The organism is Modestobacter sp. VKM Ac-2979 (genome assembly GCF_026967995.1).
Classification (GTDB): domain Bacteria; phylum Actinomycetota; class Actinomycetes; order Mycobacteriales; family Geodermatophilaceae; genus Modestobacter.
Genome location: NZ_JAPVBO010000004.1, coordinates 40,839 through 59,402, shown reverse-complemented (window position 1 = coordinate 59,402; position 18,564 = coordinate 40,839). Strand labels below are relative to the sequence as shown.

Here is an 18,564-nt window from a genome sequence, read left to right as displayed (position 1 = left end):
TCAGCGGCCTCGGTAGTTGGGGGCTTCGACGGTCATCTGGATGTCGTGCGGGTGGCTCTCGGTGAGCCCGGCGGAGGTGATCCGGGTCAGCTGGCCGCGCTCCTGCAGGTCGGCGACGGTGGCCGCACCCGCGTAGCCCATGCCGGCACGGAGGCCGCCGACCAGCTGGTGGGCGACCCCGGACAGCGGCCCGCGGTAGGGCACCTGGCCCTCGATCCCCTCGGGCACGAGCTTGTCGTCGGAGAGGACGTCGTCGGCGAAGTAGCGGTCCCGGCTGAAGGACTGGTTGCCGCGCTTCTGCATCGCGCCGAGGGAGCCCATGCCGCGGTAGGTCTTGTACTGCTTGCCGTTCATGAAGACCAGCTCCCCCGGGGCCTCCTCGACCCCGGCGAACAGGCCGCCGATCATGACGGTGTCCGCGCCGGCGACCAGCGCCTTGACGATGTCACCGGAGTACTGCAGCCCGCCGTCGGCGATGACCGGCACCCCGGCCGGGCGGGCGGCGAGCGCGGCCTCGTAGATGGCGGTGACCTGCGGGACGCCGACCCCGGCCACCACGCGGGTGGTGCAGATCGAGCCCGGCCCGACGCCGACCTTGACCGCGTCGACCCCGGCGTCGATCAGCGCCTGCGCGCCGGCGCGGGTGGCGACGTTGCCGCCGACCACCTGCACGCCGTGGCCGACGTTCGCGAACTCCTTCTTCACCCGGGCGACCATGTCCAGCACGGCGCGCTGGTGGCCGTGGGCGGTGTCGACGACGAGCACGTCGACCCCGGCGTCCACGAGCAGGCCGGCCCGCTTGTAGGCGTCCTCGCCCACGCCGAGGGCGGCACCGACGGTCAGCCGGCCGCCGACGTCCTTGGTGGCGTTCGGGTACTGGTCGCGCTTGACGAAGTCCTTGACGGTGATCAGCCCGCGCAGCCGGCCGGCGTCGTCCACCAGCGGCAGCTTCTCGATCTTGTGCTGCTTGAGCAGCGCCAGCGCCCGATCCGGGTCGACGCCCACCGGGGCGGTGACCAGCGGCAGCGGCGTCATCACGTCGCGCACCAGCTGGTGCTGGTCGGTCTCGAAGCGCATGTCGCGGTTGGTGACCATGCCGACCAGCACGCCGTCGGCGTCGACGACCGGGGCCCCGGAGATCCGGTAGCGCGCCGACAGCGCGTCGACCTCGGCGAGGGTGTTCTCCGGGGAGCAGGTGACCGGGTTGGTGACCATGCCGGCCTCGGAGCGCTTGACCAGGTCGACCTGGCCGGCCTGGTCCTCGGCGGCGAGGTTGCGGTGCAGGACCCCGATGCCACCGGCACGGGCCATGGCGATCGCCATCCGCGACTCGGTGACGGTGTCCATCGCGGAGGAGACCAGCGGGATGGCGAGCCGGATGCCGCGGGTCAGCCGGCTGCTGGTGTCCACGTCGGTGGGCACGATGTCCGAGGCCCCGGGGACCAGCAGGACGTCGTCGTAGGTCAGCCCCAGCGGGGCGAACTTGGCCGGCAGTTCAGGGATGCGCTCGTCGGGCTGCATGTGCCGCCACCCTCTCGACTTCTTCGGTGGGAGCGCCTCGCCAGGCGCACGGGATCCCCTCACATGCTAGGCGGAGCACCGGAGGGCTCCCTCGCCCCGCTACCGTGGTCCGGCGGCCGGGCGTGCCCGGCCGACTGCTGGCTGACCAGCAGTGACCGAGGATGCCGGCCCTGGCCGGTGAGGAGGACACGTGGACGCGTGGGACGACGCATTCGGCGCGACCCCGGATCGCGACCCGGACTTCGGGGGCGAGCTCGGTTCCGGTGACCACTCGGTGCAGCCACCGCTGACCATGGAGGAACGGGCCGGGGTGCTCGACGACCTGGCCGAGCTGGAGGTCTTCCGCACGCTGCTGGAGCCCACCGGGGTCAAGGGCATCGTCGTGGACTGCCCCGACTGCGACGAGGAGCACCACGTCGACTGGGCGCTGATGCAGGCGAACCTGCGCCAGCTGCTCGACGAGGGGCAGACCGGCCGGCACGAGCCGCCGTTCGACCCCGACCCCGACGACTACGTCAGCTGGGACTACGCCAGCGGCTACGCCGACGGGGTCGCCGCCCTGGCCGAGCGCGAGGAGCCCACCGGCCGGCACGGCACCGGCGGCCGGCACGCCCGCGACGACTGACGGAGGCCCCGGAGGCTGAGCCGTCTCGTCGACCGGTGACCCGCTGAGCGACGCGGTCCACCGGTCGGCCAGGCGGCTCACCCCAGCGAGGCGCGCACCCGCCCCACGTCGCGCGGCACCGCACGGAAGAGCCGCTCGGCCGGGCCCGGGACCTCGAGCTCGCGGAGCACTCGCCGCTCCACCGCCGTCCAGCCCGGGCCGAGGTCCTCGTCGACGAGCCGGACGAACCGGATCCCGGTCGCCCGCACCAGGTCCTCCCGTCGCTTCTCGTCGAAGAGCACGTCTTCGGGGCGGCCTCCGCACGCGGGCCGGACGTACTCGACCCGGCCGTCGAACTCCACGGCCACGGCGGCGTCCTCGTACCAACCGTCCACGACCTTGACCAACCGACCGTCGATCCACAGCTCCACCTGCGGCAGGTAGGGCGGCAGTCCAGCAGCGCGGAAGCGCAGCCGCCCCTTCGTCTCCAGCCACGTCTCGGCCCTCCCGTCCGCCGCGGCCACCGCCCGGACGGCCAGCGGAGCACGGGGAGCGAACCGGTGACGATCGAGGTCGCCTGCAACTGCTCCGTGGTGACCAGGCCGCGCAGGAGTGCTGCGTCCAGCGCCGCGACCGCCGGCAGCTCCGGCCACTCCCGTGCGGTGTCGACCAGGGTCCGCGCGGGGGTCATGAGCCGGAACTGGCCGCGGACGGTGACCTCGTCGTCCGGGAGCTGCGCCTTCGCCATCACGTAGCCCGGGCCGGTGCGCCAACGGAGGGGGTCGGTCAGCCGGACGTCCGGGGACAGGCCGGTGGGCAGCGGCAGACCCCACAGCCGGGCCGCGGTCGCGTGGCTCAACGCCGCAGTCGGCCGGGCCAACGCCGTGGTCACGACCAGTGCGTCGAACTCGTGGCGCCGTCCGGCTGCGTCCGCCGCCGTCAGGTCGTCCGCGGTGACGAACAGGCCACGACGCAGCCGGACCCATGCGCCGGACCGGACCGCGGTACGGACCTCCCGCTCGGTGACGCCGGCCGCCGTCAGCTCGGCACTGCTGAACAGGCCGCTCCGAGCGTTGGCGGCGACACGGACCGGGCCAGGCAGCTGGGGAGGCACAGGTCGATCGTCGGCGGACCGACGTCCTCCCGGACCGCGTCAGGCGACACCGTGGACTGGCCGTCGTCCGGTGGACGACGGCCGGCACGGCCATGCCTCGTCCGGTAGAGCCACCTCAGCGACCGTTCGGCCGCTGCACGCCCCGGCTCACCGGTCGGTCAGGCGGCCGAGGCCCGCGCTCAGGCGTGTCTGGCCCGGTCAGCTCAGTGCATCATCCCGCGGCGGAAGCCGGTGGCCACGGCCTCGGCGCGGTCCTTGACACCCAGCTTGCGGAACAGCCGCCGCGCGTGGGTCTTGATCGTGTCCTCGGACAGGTAGAGCTCCCGGCCGATCTGGGCGTTGCTCTTGCCCTGGCTCATCCCGGTGAGCACCTGCATCTCCCGCGCGGACAGGGCGACCTGCGGCGTCTCGGGCACGGTGGAGCGCACCGTGGTCGGGGCCAGGCCGGCCAGCGGGCTGGCACCACCCCAGCCCGAGCCGGCGGGTGCGCCGGCGAACACGCCCGCCTGCTGGGGGCTGCGTGGCGCAGGGGCCAGCTGGTGGGGCAGGCGCCCGCCGTCAGGGCGCATGCCGGTACGGGACAGGCCCAGCCCGAGCTCGAGCGGGCTGGCGTCCCAGCGGAGGTACCCGCGGGCGCCGAGGGACACCGCGGCGCGCACGGTCTCCGCGTCGTCCGGTGCCCCGAGCATGAGCACCGGCAGCGCCGGGTGCGTGCGCAGGACCTGGGTGGCCACGGACAGCCCGCTGTCGGTCGCCCGCTGCGTGCCGACGAGCAGGACGTCGGGCACGCGGTTGTCCAGCCGGGCCATCAGCGACGCCGGGTCGGCGACGGCCTCGACGCGGCTGACGAACGGCAGGGCGAGCAGCCGGCCGGCGACGTCGTCCCGGACCCGGCGACGCTCGTCGAACACCCAGACGACGGATCCACCGCTGCCGTTGCCCCGCGTCCTGTCCTCGATCACGACTGCTCCCGTCTGCGCCGGTCGGAGCCGGCGGCGTACCGACCGGGCGTCGCCCGGGCGGGTGGCCGGAGCGGGGTGGTCCCCCCGCTCCCGGGAGCGCCGGCACCTCCGGTCTCCCGGACGGGTGTCGGGGTGTCCCCCACCCTGGTGGTCGGCACTCACTGTGATCACCTTGATCCTGTGGGTAGTGCGGCGACAGTGGCCGTCACCCCCGCGGGTGACGACCTGTGAGTGCGCGACGGCCGAAGCACAACTCGGCCGATCTCGCACGACGAACGCGATCGGTCGTGTTTGCGGCTCGTCGGCAGCGGGCATCGGCCCGGAAGCGACCGGGCAGACCCCCCGGTGCACCGAGCCGAGGAGGTCCAATGGCTGACATCCGCCGACTGCCCAACCCCGTGGCCGAGGTCTGGGACTGGCAGCTGCACGGTTCCTGCCGGGGCGAGAGCACCTCGCTCTTCTTCCACCCCGACGGTGAGCGCGGGCCGGCCCGTGCGCGCCGCCAGGCCGCTGCCAAGGCCGTCTGCGGACGTTGCCCGGTCATCGAGTCCTGCCTCCAGCACGCCCTGTCCGTCCGCGAGCCCTACGGGGTCTGGGGCGGCATGAGCGAGGAGGAGCGCGCGCGGCTGATCGCCGCCGAGCCCGCCGCCATCGCCGCTGCGGTCTGATCCGTCCGCGGGAGGCCTCCCCCGCTGACGAGATGCCGAGAGGGCCGGTCCGACGAACACGTCGGACCGGCCCTCTCGGCTGTTCGGGACCTGCTCACCCCAGCTCGCTGACGACGCGGTCCCGTCCCCGGGTCTTGGCCTCGTACAGGTGCTCGTCGGCGCGGCTGAGCAGGTCGGCGGGCGCCGTCCGCGCGCCCCCGGCCGTGGTCGCCACCCCGGCACTGAGGGTCACCGTGAGTCCGTCGGCCAGCTCGGCCCAGGGGTGGGCGGCAACCGCCCGGCGCAGGTCGTCCAGCTGCCGGACGGCGCGCGGCAGGTCCCCGCCGACGAGCACCAGCAGGAACTCCTCGCCCCCCATGCGCGCGACGAAGCCACCCGGCACGGCACCGCCCGACGCCGCGACCTCGAGTCTCGCCGCCACCGCGCGGAGCACCTGGTCACCGACGTCGTGCGACCACGTGTCGTTGATCCGCTTGAAGTGGTCCAGGTCGACCAGCGCCACGGAGACGATCTCGGTGGTCGCGCTCGCCCGGTCCAGCAACTGCGGCAGCTGGTCGTCGACGAAGCGGCGGTTGTACAGGCCGGTCAGCGGGTCGCGCAGCGAGAGCTCGCGGTAGCGCCGGCTCTGCCGCCGCGCCTCGGTCGCCTCGTACATCGCCTGCAGTGCCCGGGCCCGGGCGTCGCGTTGCGCGGACTGGAGGTCCAGCGCCGCCTGGCTGTAGAGCTGGTGCTCCTCGAACGCCGCCTTGTAGTCCGCACCCGCTGCGTGCAGCTCGGCCTGCTCCCGCCGGGCGCGCACCCGGATGGCGGTCAGCCCGTGCTGCTCGCACCGGCGCACGCACTCGTCCAGCACCTCCTGGGCGCCCGCCACGTGCCCCCGCCGGCGGCGCACCTCGGCCAGGGTCAGCAGGAAGTCGGCGCCGGCGTCCCCGTCCGGCGAGGCGTCCAGCGCCCCGGACTCGGTCCCCGGCGCGAGCGCGTGCTCCGCCTCCTCCAGCCGGCCCAGGCCCAGGAGGGCACGGGCGATGGTGTCCAGCCGCCCGACGTGCAACGGCACCCCGTGCCGTTCGGCGAGGGCCTGCAGCTGCGTGCTCAGGCCCAGTGCGCCCTCGTACCGGCCGGCGATCGTCTCCACGTAGGCCCAGTTGTTCAGGATCAGCAACTGGCGGTCCACGTCGCCGAGCTGCTCGGCGAGACCGAACACCTCCGCATAGCGCTCCCGGGCCCCCTCGTCACCCTGCAGGCCCTGGCAGTCGGCCATCCGGGCGAGGTGGTCGATCCGCTGCACCGGCGGGTCCTCGTCCCCGAGCAGGTGCACCGACTGGACGGCGTGCTCCAGGGCGAGTGAGAGGTCGCCCAGCTCCTGCAGGACGGCCGCCAGCAGGAAGTGGCTGCGGGACAGCAGGTGCCGGGCGTTCGCGTCGGTGGCCCAGCGCTGCACCTCGCGGGCGATCCGGCCGGCCTCGGCCACGTCGCCGCGCCGTCGGGCCAGGTCGGCCAGCACCAGCCGGGCACGCAGCTCCAGCTCGGGTGCGCCCAGCGCGCGGGCGGCGTCCTCGGCCTGCTGCGCCCGGTCGCCGATGCCGTCGACGTCGAAGCGGGACAGCGCCTCCAGTCGGTCGAGGGCAGCCGCCAGCTCGACGGCGTCCTCAGGGGTCGCCGGATCCGGGCGGGCCACCGCCCACTCACCGACTCCCACGTCCTGCACCCCACCCCATCGACGGCGCGAACGGCACGTTGAGCCCCTGTCTCGGTGGACTGACCCTCATGGGTGGTGCGCCCGCGACCACGAACGGGTCCGCCCCCGCTCCCAGACGGGAACGGGGGCGGGTGTCAGCCGGTCGCGCTCAGCTCAGTGGCTGTGCCCGTGGCCGTGCGAGTGCCCGTGCGTGTGGTGCCCGGCGCCGTCGGACTCCTGCTCGGCGGGCTTCTCCACGATCGCGGAGTCGGTGGTGAGCACCATCGCCGCGATCGAGGCGGCGTGCGAGAGCGCCGCCTTGGTGACCTTGACCGGGTCGATGACGCCCTGGGCGGCCAGGTCGCCGTACTCGCCGGTGGCGGCGTTGAAGCCCTGGCCGATGCCCAGCTCACGGACCCGGCCGACGACGACCGGCCCCTCGAACCCGGCGTTGGAGGCGATCAGCGCCAGCGGGGAGTCGATCGCCTTGCGCACCGACCGGGCGCCGATCAGCTCGTCGCCGGTCAGCTCCAGGTCGTCGATCGCCGTGGCGGCGTGCACCAGCGCGGAGCCACCGCCGGGGACGACGCCCTCCTCCACCGCAGCGCGGGTGGCGGCGATCGCGTCCTCGATGCGGTGCTTGCGCTCCTTCATCTCGACCTCGGTCGCAGCACCGACCCGGATGACCGCGATGCCGCCGGCCAGCTTGGCCAGCCGCTCCTGCAGCTTCTCGCGGTCCCAGTCGGAGTCGGTCGCCTCGATCTCCTTGCGGATCTGGGCGACCCGGTCGGCCACGGCGCCGGAGGTGCCGCCGCCGTCGACGATCGTGGTGTCGTCCTTGGTGACGGTCACCCGGCGCGCGGTGCCCAGCACCTCGAGGCCGACGCCGTCCAGGGACAGGCCGACGTCCTCGCTGACGACCTGGCCACCGGTGACGATGGCGAGGTCGGTCATGAACGCCTTGCGCCGGTCGCCGAAGTAGGGCGACTTCACCGCGACGACCTTGACGGTCTTGCGGATGGAGTTGACGACCAGGGTGGACAGCGCCTCGCCCTCGACGTCCTCGGCCACGATCAGCAGCGGGCGACTGCCGGTCGCCAGCACCTTCTCCAGCAGCGGCAGCAGGTCGGCCAGGGCGCTGACCTTGCCGCTGACCATGAGGACGAGGGCGTCCTCGAGGACGGCCTCCATCGACTCGTTGTCGGTGACGAAGTACGGCGACAGGTAGCCCTTGTCGAACTGCACGCCCTCGGTGACGTCCAGGTCGGTGGTCATCCCGTTGGCCTCTTCGACGGTGATGACGCCGTCCTTGCCGACCCGCTCCATCGCCTCGCCGATCAGCTCGCCGACCTCGGCGTCCTGGGCGGAGACGGTGGCGACCCCGGCGATGGCCTTGCGGTCGTCGACGGGGATGGCGACGGCGTCGAGGGCGGCGGAGACCGCGTCGACGGCGGCGCGCATGCCGCGGCCCAGGCTCATCGGGTTGGCCCCGGCGGCGACGTTGCGCAGACCCTCGTGCACGAGGGCCTGGGCGAGCACGGTGGCGGTGGTGGTGCCGTCACCGGCGACGTCGTTGGTCTTGGTGGCGACGTTCTTGGCGAGCTGGGCGCCGAGGTTCTCGTACGGGTCCTCGAGGTCGATCTCCCGGGCGATGGTCACGCCGTCGTTGGTGATCGTCGGGGCGCCGAAGTTCTTGTTGATGACCACGTTGCGGCCACGGGGGCCGAGGGTGACCTTGACGGCGTTGGCGAGCTTGTCGACGCCACGCTCGAGGGCGCGACGGGCGTCCTCGTCGAACAGGATGATCTTGGCCATGCCAGACCTCTCTCAGGTGGTGCGGAGGAGAACGGGGGCAGACGACGACCGCCCCGGGACCCGGTGGTTCGGGTCGCCGGGGCGGTGTCGTGCTGGTCTAGCGGAGGAGTGTGGTCACTTCTCCACGACGGCGAGCAGGTCGCGCGCGGACAGCACGAGGTAGTCCTCGCCGCCGTAGCGCACCTCGGTGCCGCCGTACTTCGAGTAGATGACCACGTCGCCGACGTTCACGTCGAGCGGGACCCGGTTGCCGTTGTCGTCGACGCGGCCGGGGCCGACAGCGACGACGGTGCCCTCCTGGGGCTTCTCCTTGGCGGTGTCCGGGATGACCAGGCCAGAGGCGGTGGTGGTCTCGGCCTCATTGGCCTGGACCACCACGCGGTCCTCGAGCGGCTTGATGTTGACCTTGGTAGCGGTCGTCACGTCGTGACGCCCCCTTCGGTGTCGGACGGGCTCTCGAATGGATGGTGCTGATGCTGTGGCACGGGGGCTGGGCCTCGCCGTCGCGGGGGTCGGGGCCCGGCCCGTGTCGATTGGCACTCTACCCATGTGAGTGCCAGCCACTCAACCGGGGTCCCGCCCAGGTGGGGACGGCGATGCGCCACGCTGTGCCCGTGTCCGGCGACCCCCACGACGACCAGACCGACGGGCAGGCCGCGGAGACGGTGCGCCAGCTGGCGGCGCTCGCGACCCCGGCCGGCGCGGCCGCGCTGACCCGCGCGCGGGAGCTGCTGGCCGAACGCGCCGACGCGGTCACCGCGCTGACCCGGCTGCGGTCCGAGGTGGGGGTGGAGCTGGCCGGCCCGGCCTGGGGCATCGCCCGGCAGCGGGAGCGGGCCCGGCCGGCCTTCGGCGCCGACGCCGACCGCTTCTTCTTCACCGCCGACGCGCTGGAGCAGGCCGGCCGCCCGCTCCTCGCCGACCGGCGGGCCGCCCGGCTGCTGGCCGACGGCGCCCGGTCCGTGGTCGACCTCGGCTGCGCCGCCGGCACCGACACGATCGCGCTGGCCCGGGCCGGCGCCGCCGTGGTCGCCGTCGACCTGGACCCGGTCGCCCGCGAGCTCACCCGGCTCAACGCCGCGGCGGCGGGGCTTCGCGGGGTCGAGGTCCGCGCGGCCGACGCGGTCGACCTGGTGGCCGCCGCGACCGGGGGCCGGGTGGCCGGCTGCGACGCCGCCGTCCTGGACCCCGCCCGGCGGGCCGGCGGACGCCGTCAGCTCGACCCCGACCGCTGGTCCCCGCCGTGGTCGACGGTGCAGGCCCTGCTCGACACCGCCCCGACCTGCCTGGTCAAGGTGGCGCCCGGGCTGGACCACGACCGGGTGCCCGCCGGGGTGGAGGCCGAGTGGGTGTCGCTGGGCGGGTCGATCGTCGAGGCGCTGCTGTGGGGGCGGGCGCCGTCGCGCACCTGGCGCCGGGCCACCGTCGTCGGCCGGGACGGCGTGCTGCACGAGCTGACCGCCGACACCGACCCGGGTGATGCCGAGCCGGGCCCGGTCCGCGGCTGGCTGCACGAGCCCGACCCCGCGGTGATCCGCTCCGGTCTGATCGCCCTCGCCGCGGCCGAGCTGGACGCGACCCTGATCGACCCGACGATCGCCTACCTGACCTCCGACGCGGCCGCGGACTCCCCGTGGGTGAGCTCCTACCGGGTGACCGACGTGCTGCCGTTCAACCTGAAGAAGCTCAAGGCGCTGCTGCGCGCCCGCGGCGTCGGCCGGGTCGTGGTGAAGAAGCGGGGGTCGCCGATCGAGCCCGAGGCGCTGGCCCGCCAGCTGCGCGGCCCCGGCGAGGGCAGCGCGGTCGTCGTCGTCACCCGCGTCGCCGGCGCCCCCACCGTGCTGGTCTGCGCGGCCCCCTAGGTCCCACCACAATGGCCAGTCTGGTGGTTCAGCGGGAGATGAGGTCGATCGGCATGGAGCTGTCGGCGCCCAGGTCGATCGGCGCCGCCGGCACGCCCGCCTCGACCAGCCGCGAGCCGAGCGCGGCCACCATCGCGCCGTTGTCGGTGCACAGCCGCGGGCTCGGGGTGCGCAGCACGATCCCGGCGGCGTCGCAGCGCTCCTGGGCCAGGGCGCGCAGCCGGGAGTTGGCCGCCACGCCGCCGCCGATGACCAGGTGGTCGACCCCGTGGTCGCGGCAGGCCCGCACCGCCTTGGCGGTCAGCACGTCGACCACCGCCTCCTGGAAGGACGCCGAGACGTCGGCGACCGACACCGGCTCCCCGGCCCGCTGCCGGCCCTCCACCCACCGGGCCACCGCCGTCTTCAGGCCGGAGAAGGAGAAGTCGTAGGTCGCGTCCCGGGGACCGGTGAGCCCGCGCGGGAAGGCGATCGCCCGCGGGTCGCCCTCCCGGGCGGCGCGGTCGATCGGCGGGCCGCCGGGGAACGGCAGGTCGAGCACCCGGGCGACCTTGTCGAAGGCCTCCCCCGCGGCGTCGTCGATCGTCCGGCCCAGCTCCTGCACGTCCTGGGCGAGGTCGGGCACCAGCAGCAGGGAGCTGTGCCCGCCGGAGACGAGCAGCGCGATCGAGGGCTCGGCGAGCCGGCCGTGCTCGAGCTCGTCGACGGCGACATGGGCGGCCAGGTGGTTCACCCCGTACAGCGGGACGTCGAGGGCGAGCGCGTAGGCCTTGGCCGCGGCCACGCCCACCAGCAGCGCACCGGTCAGCCCCGGGCCGGCGGTGACCGCGATCGCGTCGACGTCGCGCAGGGTCACCCCGGCGTCGGCCAGCGACCGGTGCACGGTCGGGACCATCGCCTCCAGGTGCGCCCGGCTGGCGATCTCCGGGACCACCCCGCCGAAGCGCTCGTGCTCGGCCATGGACGTGGCCAGCGCGTCGGACAGCAGCGTCTGCCCGCGCACCAGCCCGATCCCGGTCTCGTCGCACGAGGTCTCGAACCCCAGGACCAGCGGCTGGCTCATCGCCGTGCCTCCCGCAGCATCACGACGGCGTCCTTCCCACTGAGCGGGTAGTAGTTCGGGCGGCGGCCGATCTCGGCGAACCCGCGCCGGCGGTAGAACGCCTGGGTCGCCTCGTCGTCCTCGCGGACCTCCAGCAGCACCGGGGTGGGTCGCCCGTCCGCCTCGGCGAGCAGGGCGTCCAGCAGCAGCGCCCCGATCCCCTCGTGCTGCCGCGTGCCGGTGACCCCGATGGTCGCGATGTGCGCCTCGTAGGGGTAGGCGATCAGCCCGGCGTAACCGAGCACGGCGTCGCCGTCGGCATCGGCATCGATGGCGACCAGGTAGTGCCGGGTGTCGGGACGGGCGAGCTCGTCCCGGTACATCCACTCGGTCCAGGTGTCCGGCGCGAAGAGCTCCTCCTCCAGCTCCATCACCCGGGGCAGGTCGGCGACGGTCATGTCGCGCAGCCGCACGCTCACTGGCTCACCGGCTTGCGGGTCACCGACGGCACCGCGTCGGGACGGCGCAGGTACAGCGGCTCCAGCGGTGCCGGCGGCCGGTCGAACAGCGGCAACGCCGCGCGCAGCAGCCCGGCGGTGGTGACCTCGGCGGCGACCACCTCCCGGCCCAGCCGCTCGGCGAACCGGACGTCCCCGACGACCGGGTCGGTGACCGGGGCCTCCTCCGGCCGGTCGACGCCGGGGCCGGTCAGCCGCGCCCCGGCGTCGTCGTAGGTGGCCCAGTGGACCTCCTTGCGCCGGGCGTCGGTGACCACCGAGCGGGCGCCGTCGCCGACCGCGTCCAGCGAGCAGACCCCGTAGACCGTCGTCCCGATCGCATCACCCAGGGCGGCGGCGGTGACCACCCCGACCCGCAGCCCGGTGAACGGGCCCGGCCCCAGCCCCACCACGAACGCGTCCACCCGACGCATCGGCACGCCGGCCTCGGCCAGCACCTCGCGGATCGCCGGGGTGAGCAGCTCGGCATGCCGGTTCCCCGACGGGAGGGCCCGTTCGGCGAGCACCGCGACGGTGCGCTGGGCGGGGAGCAGCTGCGCACCGTCGACCCGGGCGGAGGTGACCTCGGCCAGCCCGACGACGAGGGTCGGGGTGGCGGTGTCGAGCGCGAGGACGAGCACGACCGTCGAGGGTAGATGCCGCTCCCCGGCCCGCCGTCGGCAGCGGCCGGGTGGTTGCGCCCGAGGCAGGCTGTTGATCGACTGCGCGGGCCCGCCTCCCCCGACGACGAGGAACCCGCATGCCCGCCACCCTGGTCCTGGTCCACGGCGCCTGGCACACCCCGTGGTGCTGGCAGCCGCTGGTCGACCACCTGCCCGGCGTCGACGTCGTCCGCGTCGCGCTGCCCAGCTCCGGCACCGACCCGCAGTCGCTCGGCGACCTCACCGCCGACGCCGCGGCCGTCCGTGACGCGCTCGCCGGGGTCGACGGGCCCGTCGTCCTGGTGGGGCACTCCTACGGCGGGATCCCGATCAGCGAGGCGGCCAGCGCGGAGCTGGGCGTGGCGCACCTGGTCTACCTGTGCGCCTTCCAGCTCGACGTGGGCGACTCGCTGGTGAGCAGCCTGGGCGGTCAGGTCCCGTCCTGGCAGGAGCTGCACCCGACGCACGTGCGGGCCACCGCGCCCGAGGAGGTCTTCTACAACGGGGTCTCCCCCGAGCTCACCCGGCAGGCGGTGGCGGAACTGCAGCTGCAGTCCACGGCCGCGCTCACCCAGCCGCTGAGCCGCGCCGCCTGGACCGAGCTGCCGAGCACCTACGTCGTCTGCGAGCAGGACCAGGCCATCCCGATGGCCGCCCAGGAGGCGATGTCCTCCCGCGCCGGCACCGTGCTCCGGCTGGACACCGGCCACTCGCCGTTCCTGGCCGCGCCGGCGGAGCTGGCTGCCCTGCTGCGCCCGATCGTCGAGCGGGCCGGCTGACGCTCAGGCGTCGGTGAGCCGCTGCTCCCAGCCCGGGCCGACGGGCACCAGCCGGACGGTGCGGACGTCGTCGTCCCGCCGGTCGAGCTCGACCACCAGGTGCTCGTCGACCAGCTGCTCGACCAGGCCGTGGCCCCACTCGACGACGGTGACCGCCTCGTCGGTGGTGGCGTCCAGGTCCAGGTCGTCGACGTCGGCCATGCCGGCCAGCCGGTAGGCGTCGACGTGCACCAGCGGGACGCGTCCGCCGCGGTGCACCCGGGCCAGCACGAACGTCGGTGAGGTCACCGGGCCCGGCACCCCGAGGCCGGCGCCGATCCCCTGGGTCAGCGCGGTCTTCCCCGCACCCAGCGGCCCGGCCAGCACGACCAGGTCACCGGCCCGGAGCAGCCCGGCCAGCTCGCGGCCGAACGTCTGCGTGTCGGCGACGGTGGGCAGCTCGTGCACGCGCCTCACAGCGAGCCCGCCACCGCGCGCAGGTCGGCGGCGAGCGCGGCTCGGGGGGCGCCGTTCGGGCCGAACCGGATCGCAGCCGACGGGTGGTAGGTGACCCACACGGCGCGCCCGTCGACGTCGTGCGCCCGGCCACGCACCTGGCCGAGCACGGTGCGTGGGCCGAGGAACCACTTCGCCGAGGAGAGCCCGAGGGCGACCACGACGTCGGCGCCGAGCAGGTCGAGCTGGCGGCGCAGCCAGCCGCTGCACCGGGCGACCTCGGGCGCCTTCGGGGTGCGGTTGCCCGGCGGGCGGCACTTCACGATGTTGAGCACGGCCACCTCAGCCCGGGGCAGTCCGGCCTCGCCGAGCAGCAGGTCCAGCAGCGCCCCGCTCTTGCCCACGAACGGCCGGCCGGTCTCGTCCTCGGTGGCGCCCGGCGCCTCCCCCACGACCACCAGCCGCGGCCGACCCGTCACCGGCACGTCCCCGACGACGACGTGCTGCCGGGTGGCGGCCAGCTCGGGGCAGGCGACGCAGGAGCGGGCGACCTCGGCCAGCGAGGCCCAGTCCGGCGCGGCCGCGGCGGTCGCCGCCACCTCGGTGGCGGCCGCGTCGAGGCGCGGCGGACGGGTGGAGACCACGCGCAGACCCTACGGCGGGGCCGAGCCGGCGGTCAGCCGGCGGGGCGCTGCGCGGCAGCGACCCGGCGGATCAGGCCGGCCAGCACGTCGGTCACCTGTCCCGGGTGCTCCAGCGGCACCAGGTGCCCGGCGTCCGGGACGGCGACGTACTCGACGGCCCCCTCCCCCGACTCCTCGAGCCGCGTCCGGATCCGCTCGCTGTGCGCCTTGGGGATCAGCTTGTCCGCGTCGCCGGTGAGCACCACGGTCGGCACCCGGCACAGTGGCTCGATCGCGCCGCTGACGTCCAGCCCGGCGATCGCCGGGTAGAACTCGGCCACCACGTCGACCGGGGTCCCGGCGATCATCGCGTCCACGTAGCGCCCCAGTGCCGGGTCGACGCCGGTGGAGGAGAACGACATCGACCAGGTGACCGCCGACACGACGTCCTTGGCCAGTCGCCGGGTCACCTCGGCGAGCCCGGGCCTGCGGCGCATGGTCCAGACCGCGACCGGCAGCACCGTGGCGCGCACCCGGGTCAGCAGCGCGGGCAGCCCGAAGTCCAGGTCGCCGAGGTTGCCGCTGGAGGTGGACACCAGCGCCACCCCGGCGACCCGGGTCCCGAACAGCTCCGGCCGGCGTTGGGCCAGGGCGAGCACCGTCATCCCGCCCATCGAGTGGCCGACCAGCACCACCGGCCCGCGCGGCACCCGCGCGGTGAGCACCGACTCCAGGTCCGCGGCCAGCTGGTCGATCGTCGAGCGCTCGGCGGCACCGCGGCCGGAGGAGCCGTGCCCCCGCTGGTCGTAGAAGACCAGGCGCGCGGTGGGCCGGTGGCCGTTGGCGGTGGCCAGTTGCTCGCCGAGGTCCCGACGCTGGAACGTCCAGGAGGCCATGGACAGCGCGTAGCCGTGCACGAAGACGACGGTCAGCGGAGCATCGGTCGGGCCGACCTCCTCGACCGTGAGCGCCACCCCGTCGTCGGCCCGCACCACCACCGTGCGGTCGGCGGCGCGGCGCCCGGAGCCCAGCGGGTCCTCCTGGCGCAGCTGGTTCACCGGCACGTCCTCGACGGGGCGGCCGTCCTCCCCGCGCTGACCGGCCAGCTGGCCGGCTCGCACCCGGGCCGTCGCCGTCCGGGTGACGGCGACCCCGACCGCCGTGCCGGCCGCGGCCAGGCCGACCGCGGCGCCGACCAGACCGGCGGTGCGGCCCAGGCGGAGGTGGCCGTGCTGCGCCATCAGGCGATCCCGGCGGTGCCGACGTAGCGGCGGGAGAAGCGGCCGCCCACCCGGGTGACGAGCTCGTAGTGGATGGTGTCGACCGCGTCGGCCCACTGCTGGGCGGTCGGCTCGCCGTCGGCCCCCGAGCCCCACAGCACCACCGCGTCACCGGGTGCGATCGGGTCGTCGCCCACGTCGAGGACGAACTGGTCCATGCAGACCCGGCCCGCGATGGTCCGCTGCGCCCCCGCGGCGAGCACCGGTGCCCGGTTGCCGGCGGCGCGGGGCACCCCGTCGGCGTAGCCGACGGGCACCAGGGCCAGCGTCGTCTCGCCCGCCGGGGAGTAGGTGTGGCCATAGGAGACCCCGGTCCCGGCCGGCACCCGCTTGGTCAGCGCCACCTGGGCCTGGACCGTCATCGCCGGGCGGAGCCCGTACTGCCCCGGGTCGCCGCCCAGCGGGTCCAGGCCGTACAGCGCGACCCCGGGCCGGACCATGTCGTACCAGGTCTCGGGCAGGGCGATGGTGGCCGCCGAGTTGGCCAGGTGCCGGCGGGCGTCGGTCAGCCCGGCCCGCCGGGCCAGCGCCACCGCCTCCTCGAAGACCTGCACCTGCCGGGCGATGGTCGGGTGGGTGGGGGCGTCGGCGTAGGCGAGGTGGCTCCACAACCCGGTGACGACGACGTCGCTGTCGGCCTGGGCCCGCGCCGCCGCGGCCACCAGCCCGGGCCAGGCCTCGGGTGTGGCGCCCTCACGGGACAGGCCGGTGTCGGCGAACAGCTGCACCCGGGCGGTGCGGCCGGTGGCGCGGGCGGCGTCGACCACCTCGGCCAGCGCCCACTCCGCGTTGACCGACAGCTCGACGTCGGCGGCCAGCCCCGCGGCGTAGTCCTCCCCCGGCGCGTGCTGCCAGGACAGCAGGGGTGCGGTGACCCCGGCGGCGCGCAGCGCGAGCGCTTCCTCCAGCACCGTCACCCCGAGGGCGTCGGCACCGCCGGCGAGCGCCGCCCGGGCCGCGGGCACCAGCCCGTGCCCGTAGCCGTCGGCCTTGACCACCGCCATCAGCGGCCGGCCGGCCCGCGCGCGAAGCGCCGCGGTGTTCGCCGCGATCGCGTCGAGGTCGACGACCACCTCGGCCCGGCTGCCCAGCACCTGCTGCACCTGCGTCACACCGCCCACTGTCCCAGGCCGCCGCGGTCAGCCCGCACCGGCGCGCAGCCGGGCCAGCGTCTCCGGCAGCCGACGGACCAGGTCACCGGCGATCAGCGGTCCCTGCTCGGCGGCCAGCTGACCCGCCCGGCCGTGCACGTGGGCGGCGACGGCCGCCGCCTCCGCGGCCGGCAGCCCGGTCGCCAGCACCGCGCCCAGCACCCCGGCCAGCACGTCCCCGGTGCCGGCGGTCGCCAGCCACGGGGTGCCGGTGCCGTTGACGAAGGTCGTGCCCGCGGCGTCGGCGACGACGGTCGCGTCGCCCTTGAGCAGCACCGTGCAGCCCAGCTCCGCCGCACCCCGGCGCGCAGCGGCCAGCCGGTCGCTGCCCACCTCACCGAAGAGACGGGCGAACTCGCGGTCGTGCGGCGTGAGCACGGTGGGTGCCGAGCGGTCCGCCACCAGCTCCGGTCGCTGGGCGACCAGGGTCAGCCCGTCGGCGTCGACCACCACCGGCAGGTCGGTGGCCAGCACCTCGGCGAGCACGCTGGCCGCGTCGTCGTCGGTGCCCATCCCCGGGCCGACCACCCAGGCCTGCACCCGTCCGGCGTCCCCCGGGCGGCCGGCGGTGACGATGACCTCCGGCCAGGCGGCCCGGACGCCCTCTGCGGCGGTGCCGGCGTACCGGACCAGGCCGGGCCGGGTCCGCACCGCCGCTCCGGTGCACAGCACCCCGGCGCCGGGGTAGGTCGCCGAGCCGGCCAGCACGCCGACCACCCCGCGGGAGTACTTGTCGTCGTCGGGCGCGGGGGCGTCCAGGTGCGGGACGACGTCTGCGTCGGTCAGCTGCTGGGCCGCCGGTTCGGCGAGGGCGGGGCCGAGCCCGATGTCGACCAGGTGCACCGTGCCGGCCTGCCGGCGACCGGCGCCCACCACGAGCCCCGGCTTGACGGCACCGAAGGTGACCGTGTGCTGCGCGGGGAAGGCGGCCCCGGGCACCTCGCCGGTGTCGGCGACGACGCCGCTGGGCAGGTCGACCGCGACCAGCAGCCCCGGCCCGGCGGTCGCCTCCCGGACCAGCGCGGCGGCCGGTTCCCGCAGTCCGCCGGTGCTGCCGAGGCCGACGATCCCGTCGAGGACCAGGTCGGCGCGGTGCAGTCCGGCGTCCGCCGCGTCGGCGACCCGCCCACCGGCGCGACGGAAGGCGGCCAGCCCCGCCGCATGCGCCCGCTCCGGGCTGAGCAGCACCGCGGTGACGGCGGCGCCGCGCTGCGCCAGCAGGGCACCGGCGAACAACGCGTCCCCGCCGTTGTCCCCGGAGCCGACCAGCAGCACCACGCGGACACCGTGCGCCCGGCCCAGCAGGCCCAGACAGACGGTCGCCAGCCCGGTCGCGGCCCGGTGCATGAGCGCTCCCGCCGGGAGCCCGGCCAGGACGGCCTGCTCCGCAGCCCGGACCTGCTCACCGGTGTACAGCCCGATCACGGCGCAGTTCCCTCGGCGACCACCATGGCGGAGGCGATGCCCCCGTCGTGGCTCAGCGACACGTGCCAGGCGGTGACGCCCAGCTCCGCGGCGCGGCGGGCCACCGTGCCGCGGACCTCCAGGTGCGGACGCCCCCGCTCCCCGACGACCACCTCGGCGTCGTGCCAGCGCAGGTCGCCCGGGGCGCCCAGCGCCTTGGCCAGCGCCTCCTTGGCGGCGAAGCGGGCCGCCAGGGACTCGCTGCTGCGCTCACCGCCGGCCGGGGTGCGCTGCTCGGCCGGCGTGAACAGCCGGTCCCGCAGCCCCGGGGTGCGGGCCAGCGAGGCGGCGAACCGCTCGACCGGGCAGACGTCGACACCGATCCCGATGATCACCCGGACAGTGTGCCCGCGCCGCCGTCCACCCCCACCGACGGCTGTCCCCCCGCACCGACGCCGGTGCGGGGG

19 protein-coding genes and 1 pseudogene are annotated in these 18,564 nt (G+C 75.3%); 4 read left to right on the top strand and 16 right to left on the bottom strand.

Annotated features, from left to right (window positions below; translation table 11 throughout):
- Entirely contained in the window at positions 1-1,521 is a 1,521-nt protein-coding gene (guaB, locus tag O2W15_RS12395; RefSeq protein WP_269162968.1) for an IMP dehydrogenase, read from the bottom strand.
- 190 nt (positions 1,522-1,711) lie between these two features.
- On the opposite strand from guaB, the gene O2W15_RS12390 reads away from it, so the two are divergent.
- Positions 1,712-2,146: a DUF5319 family protein gene (locus O2W15_RS12390; protein WP_269162967.1), complete on the top strand. Its 435-nt coding sequence runs from the start codon at positions 1,712-1,714 to the stop codon at positions 2,144-2,146.
- Positions 2,147-2,223: 77 nt separating this feature from the next.
- Here O2W15_RS12390 and O2W15_RS12385 read toward each other — a convergent pair whose 3' ends face one another.
- From O2W15_RS12385 to O2W15_RS12380, 3 genes and pseudogenes are all read right to left on the bottom strand, one after another.
- Positions 2,224-2,649 carry a hypothetical protein gene (locus tag O2W15_RS12385; protein WP_269179629.1) on the bottom strand — a complete coding sequence of 142 codons (426 nt, stop codon included), beginning with the start codon at positions 2,647-2,649 and terminating at the stop codon, positions 2,224-2,226.
- A 485-nt stretch (positions 2,650-3,134) separates the two neighbouring features.
- Positions 3,135-3,239, bottom strand: a pseudogene (locus O2W15_RS24060) (hypothetical protein); the annotation flags it as partial.
- A 203-nt stretch (positions 3,240-3,442) separates the two neighbouring features.
- Entirely contained in the window at positions 3,443-4,201 is a 759-nt protein-coding gene (locus O2W15_RS12380) for a response regulator transcription factor (RefSeq protein ID WP_269162965.1), read from the bottom strand.
- Between the two features lie 368 nt (positions 4,202-4,569).
- Between O2W15_RS12380 and O2W15_RS12375 the strand changes: the two genes are divergently transcribed.
- The gene (locus O2W15_RS12375) at positions 4,570-4,869 is read left to right on the top strand and encodes a WhiB family transcriptional regulator (RefSeq protein ID WP_036334333.1); all 300 of its coding nucleotides are present in this window, start codon (positions 4,570-4,572) and stop codon (positions 4,867-4,869) included.
- Between the two features lie 94 nt (positions 4,870-4,963).
- Here O2W15_RS12375 and O2W15_RS12370 read toward each other — a convergent pair whose 3' ends face one another.
- From O2W15_RS12370 to groES, 3 genes are all read right to left on the bottom strand, one after another.
- Positions 4,964-6,568 carry a GGDEF domain-containing protein gene (locus O2W15_RS12370; protein WP_269179628.1) on the bottom strand — a complete coding sequence of 535 codons (1,605 nt, stop codon included), beginning with the start codon at positions 6,566-6,568 and terminating at the stop codon, positions 4,964-4,966.
- Between the two features lie 153 nt (positions 6,569-6,721).
- Positions 6,722-8,362, bottom strand: a complete 1,641-nt coding sequence (groL, locus tag O2W15_RS12365; RefSeq protein ID WP_269179627.1) for a chaperonin GroEL — start codon at positions 8,360-8,362, stop codon at positions 6,722-6,724.
- Positions 8,363-8,476: 114 nt separating this feature from the next.
- Complete coding sequence (gene groES / locus O2W15_RS12360) at positions 8,477-8,785, bottom strand: co-chaperone GroES (RefSeq protein WP_036334331.1); 309 nt, start codon at positions 8,783-8,785, stop codon at positions 8,477-8,479.
- 191 nt (positions 8,786-8,976) lie between these two features.
- On the opposite strand from groES, the gene O2W15_RS12355 reads away from it, so the two are divergent.
- Positions 8,977-10,224 carry a class I SAM-dependent methyltransferase gene (locus O2W15_RS12355; protein WP_269179626.1) on the top strand — a complete coding sequence of 416 codons (1,248 nt, stop codon included), beginning with the start codon at positions 8,977-8,979 and terminating at the stop codon, positions 10,222-10,224.
- A 28-nt stretch (positions 10,225-10,252) separates the two neighbouring features.
- Here O2W15_RS12355 and tsaD read toward each other — a convergent pair whose 3' ends face one another.
- Genes tsaD through tsaB form a run of 3 tightly spaced genes read right to left on the bottom strand, consistent with a single transcriptional unit; the run spans position 10,253 to position 12,404 of the window.
- On the bottom strand, positions 10,253-11,287 hold the full coding sequence (gene tsaD / locus O2W15_RS12350) for a tRNA (adenosine(37)-N6)-threonylcarbamoyltransferase complex transferase subunit TsaD (RefSeq protein ID WP_269179625.1): 1,035 nt from the start codon (positions 11,285-11,287) through the stop codon (positions 10,253-10,255).
- A complete protein-coding gene (gene rimI, locus O2W15_RS12345; RefSeq protein WP_269179624.1) occupies positions 11,284-11,745 on the bottom strand; it encodes a ribosomal protein S18-alanine N-acetyltransferase in 462 nt (153 codons plus the stop codon). The genes tsaD and rimI overlap by 4 nt, the downstream gene beginning before the upstream one ends.
- Positions 11,742-12,404 (bottom strand): tRNA (adenosine(37)-N6)-threonylcarbamoyltransferase complex dimerization subunit type 1 TsaB, encoded by a 663-nt coding sequence (gene tsaB / locus O2W15_RS12340; protein ID WP_269179623.1) that lies wholly within the window; start codon positions 12,402-12,404, stop codon positions 11,742-11,744. Before tsaB ends, rimI begins: the two co-directional genes overlap by 4 nt.
- A gap of 119 nt (positions 12,405-12,523) precedes the next feature.
- Here tsaB and O2W15_RS12335 point away from each other — a divergent pair, with 119 nt between their 5' ends.
- Positions 12,524-13,204 (top strand): alpha/beta hydrolase, encoded by a 681-nt coding sequence (locus O2W15_RS12335; RefSeq protein ID WP_269179622.1) that lies wholly within the window; start codon positions 12,524-12,526, stop codon positions 13,202-13,204.
- A gap of 3 nt (positions 13,205-13,207) precedes the next feature.
- On the opposite strand, the gene tsaE is transcribed toward O2W15_RS12335, so the two are convergent.
- From tsaE to O2W15_RS12305, 6 genes are read right to left on the bottom strand one after another with little or no spacing between them, the layout of a single operon-like run.
- A complete protein-coding gene (gene tsaE / locus O2W15_RS12330) occupies positions 13,208-13,651 on the bottom strand; it encodes a tRNA (adenosine(37)-N6)-threonylcarbamoyltransferase complex ATPase subunit type 1 TsaE (RefSeq protein ID WP_269162957.1) in 444 nt (147 codons plus the stop codon).
- A gap of 5 nt (positions 13,652-13,656) precedes the next feature.
- Positions 13,657-14,283 carry a uracil-DNA glycosylase gene (locus O2W15_RS12325; protein ID WP_269162956.1) on the bottom strand — a complete coding sequence of 209 codons (627 nt, stop codon included), beginning with the start codon at positions 14,281-14,283 and terminating at the stop codon, positions 13,657-13,659.
- Positions 14,284-14,315: 32 nt separating this feature from the next.
- On the bottom strand, positions 14,316-15,503 hold the full coding sequence (locus O2W15_RS12320) for an alpha/beta fold hydrolase (protein ID WP_269162955.1): 1,188 nt from the start codon (positions 15,501-15,503) through the stop codon (positions 14,316-14,318).
- Entirely contained in the window at positions 15,503-16,654 is a 1,152-nt protein-coding gene (alr, locus tag O2W15_RS12315) for an alanine racemase (protein WP_269162954.1), read from the bottom strand. Before alr ends, O2W15_RS12320 begins: the two co-directional genes overlap by 1 nt.
- Positions 16,655-16,681: 27 nt before the next feature.
- Positions 16,682-18,118, bottom strand: a complete 1,437-nt coding sequence (locus tag O2W15_RS12310) for an NAD(P)H-hydrate dehydratase (protein ID WP_269179621.1) — start codon at positions 18,116-18,118, stop codon at positions 16,682-16,684.
- Entirely contained in the window at positions 18,115-18,492 is a 378-nt protein-coding gene (locus O2W15_RS12305; protein WP_269162952.1) for a holo-ACP synthase, read from the bottom strand. The genes O2W15_RS12310 and O2W15_RS12305 overlap by 4 nt, the downstream gene beginning before the upstream one ends.
- Positions 18,493-18,564 lie beyond the last annotated feature (72 nt).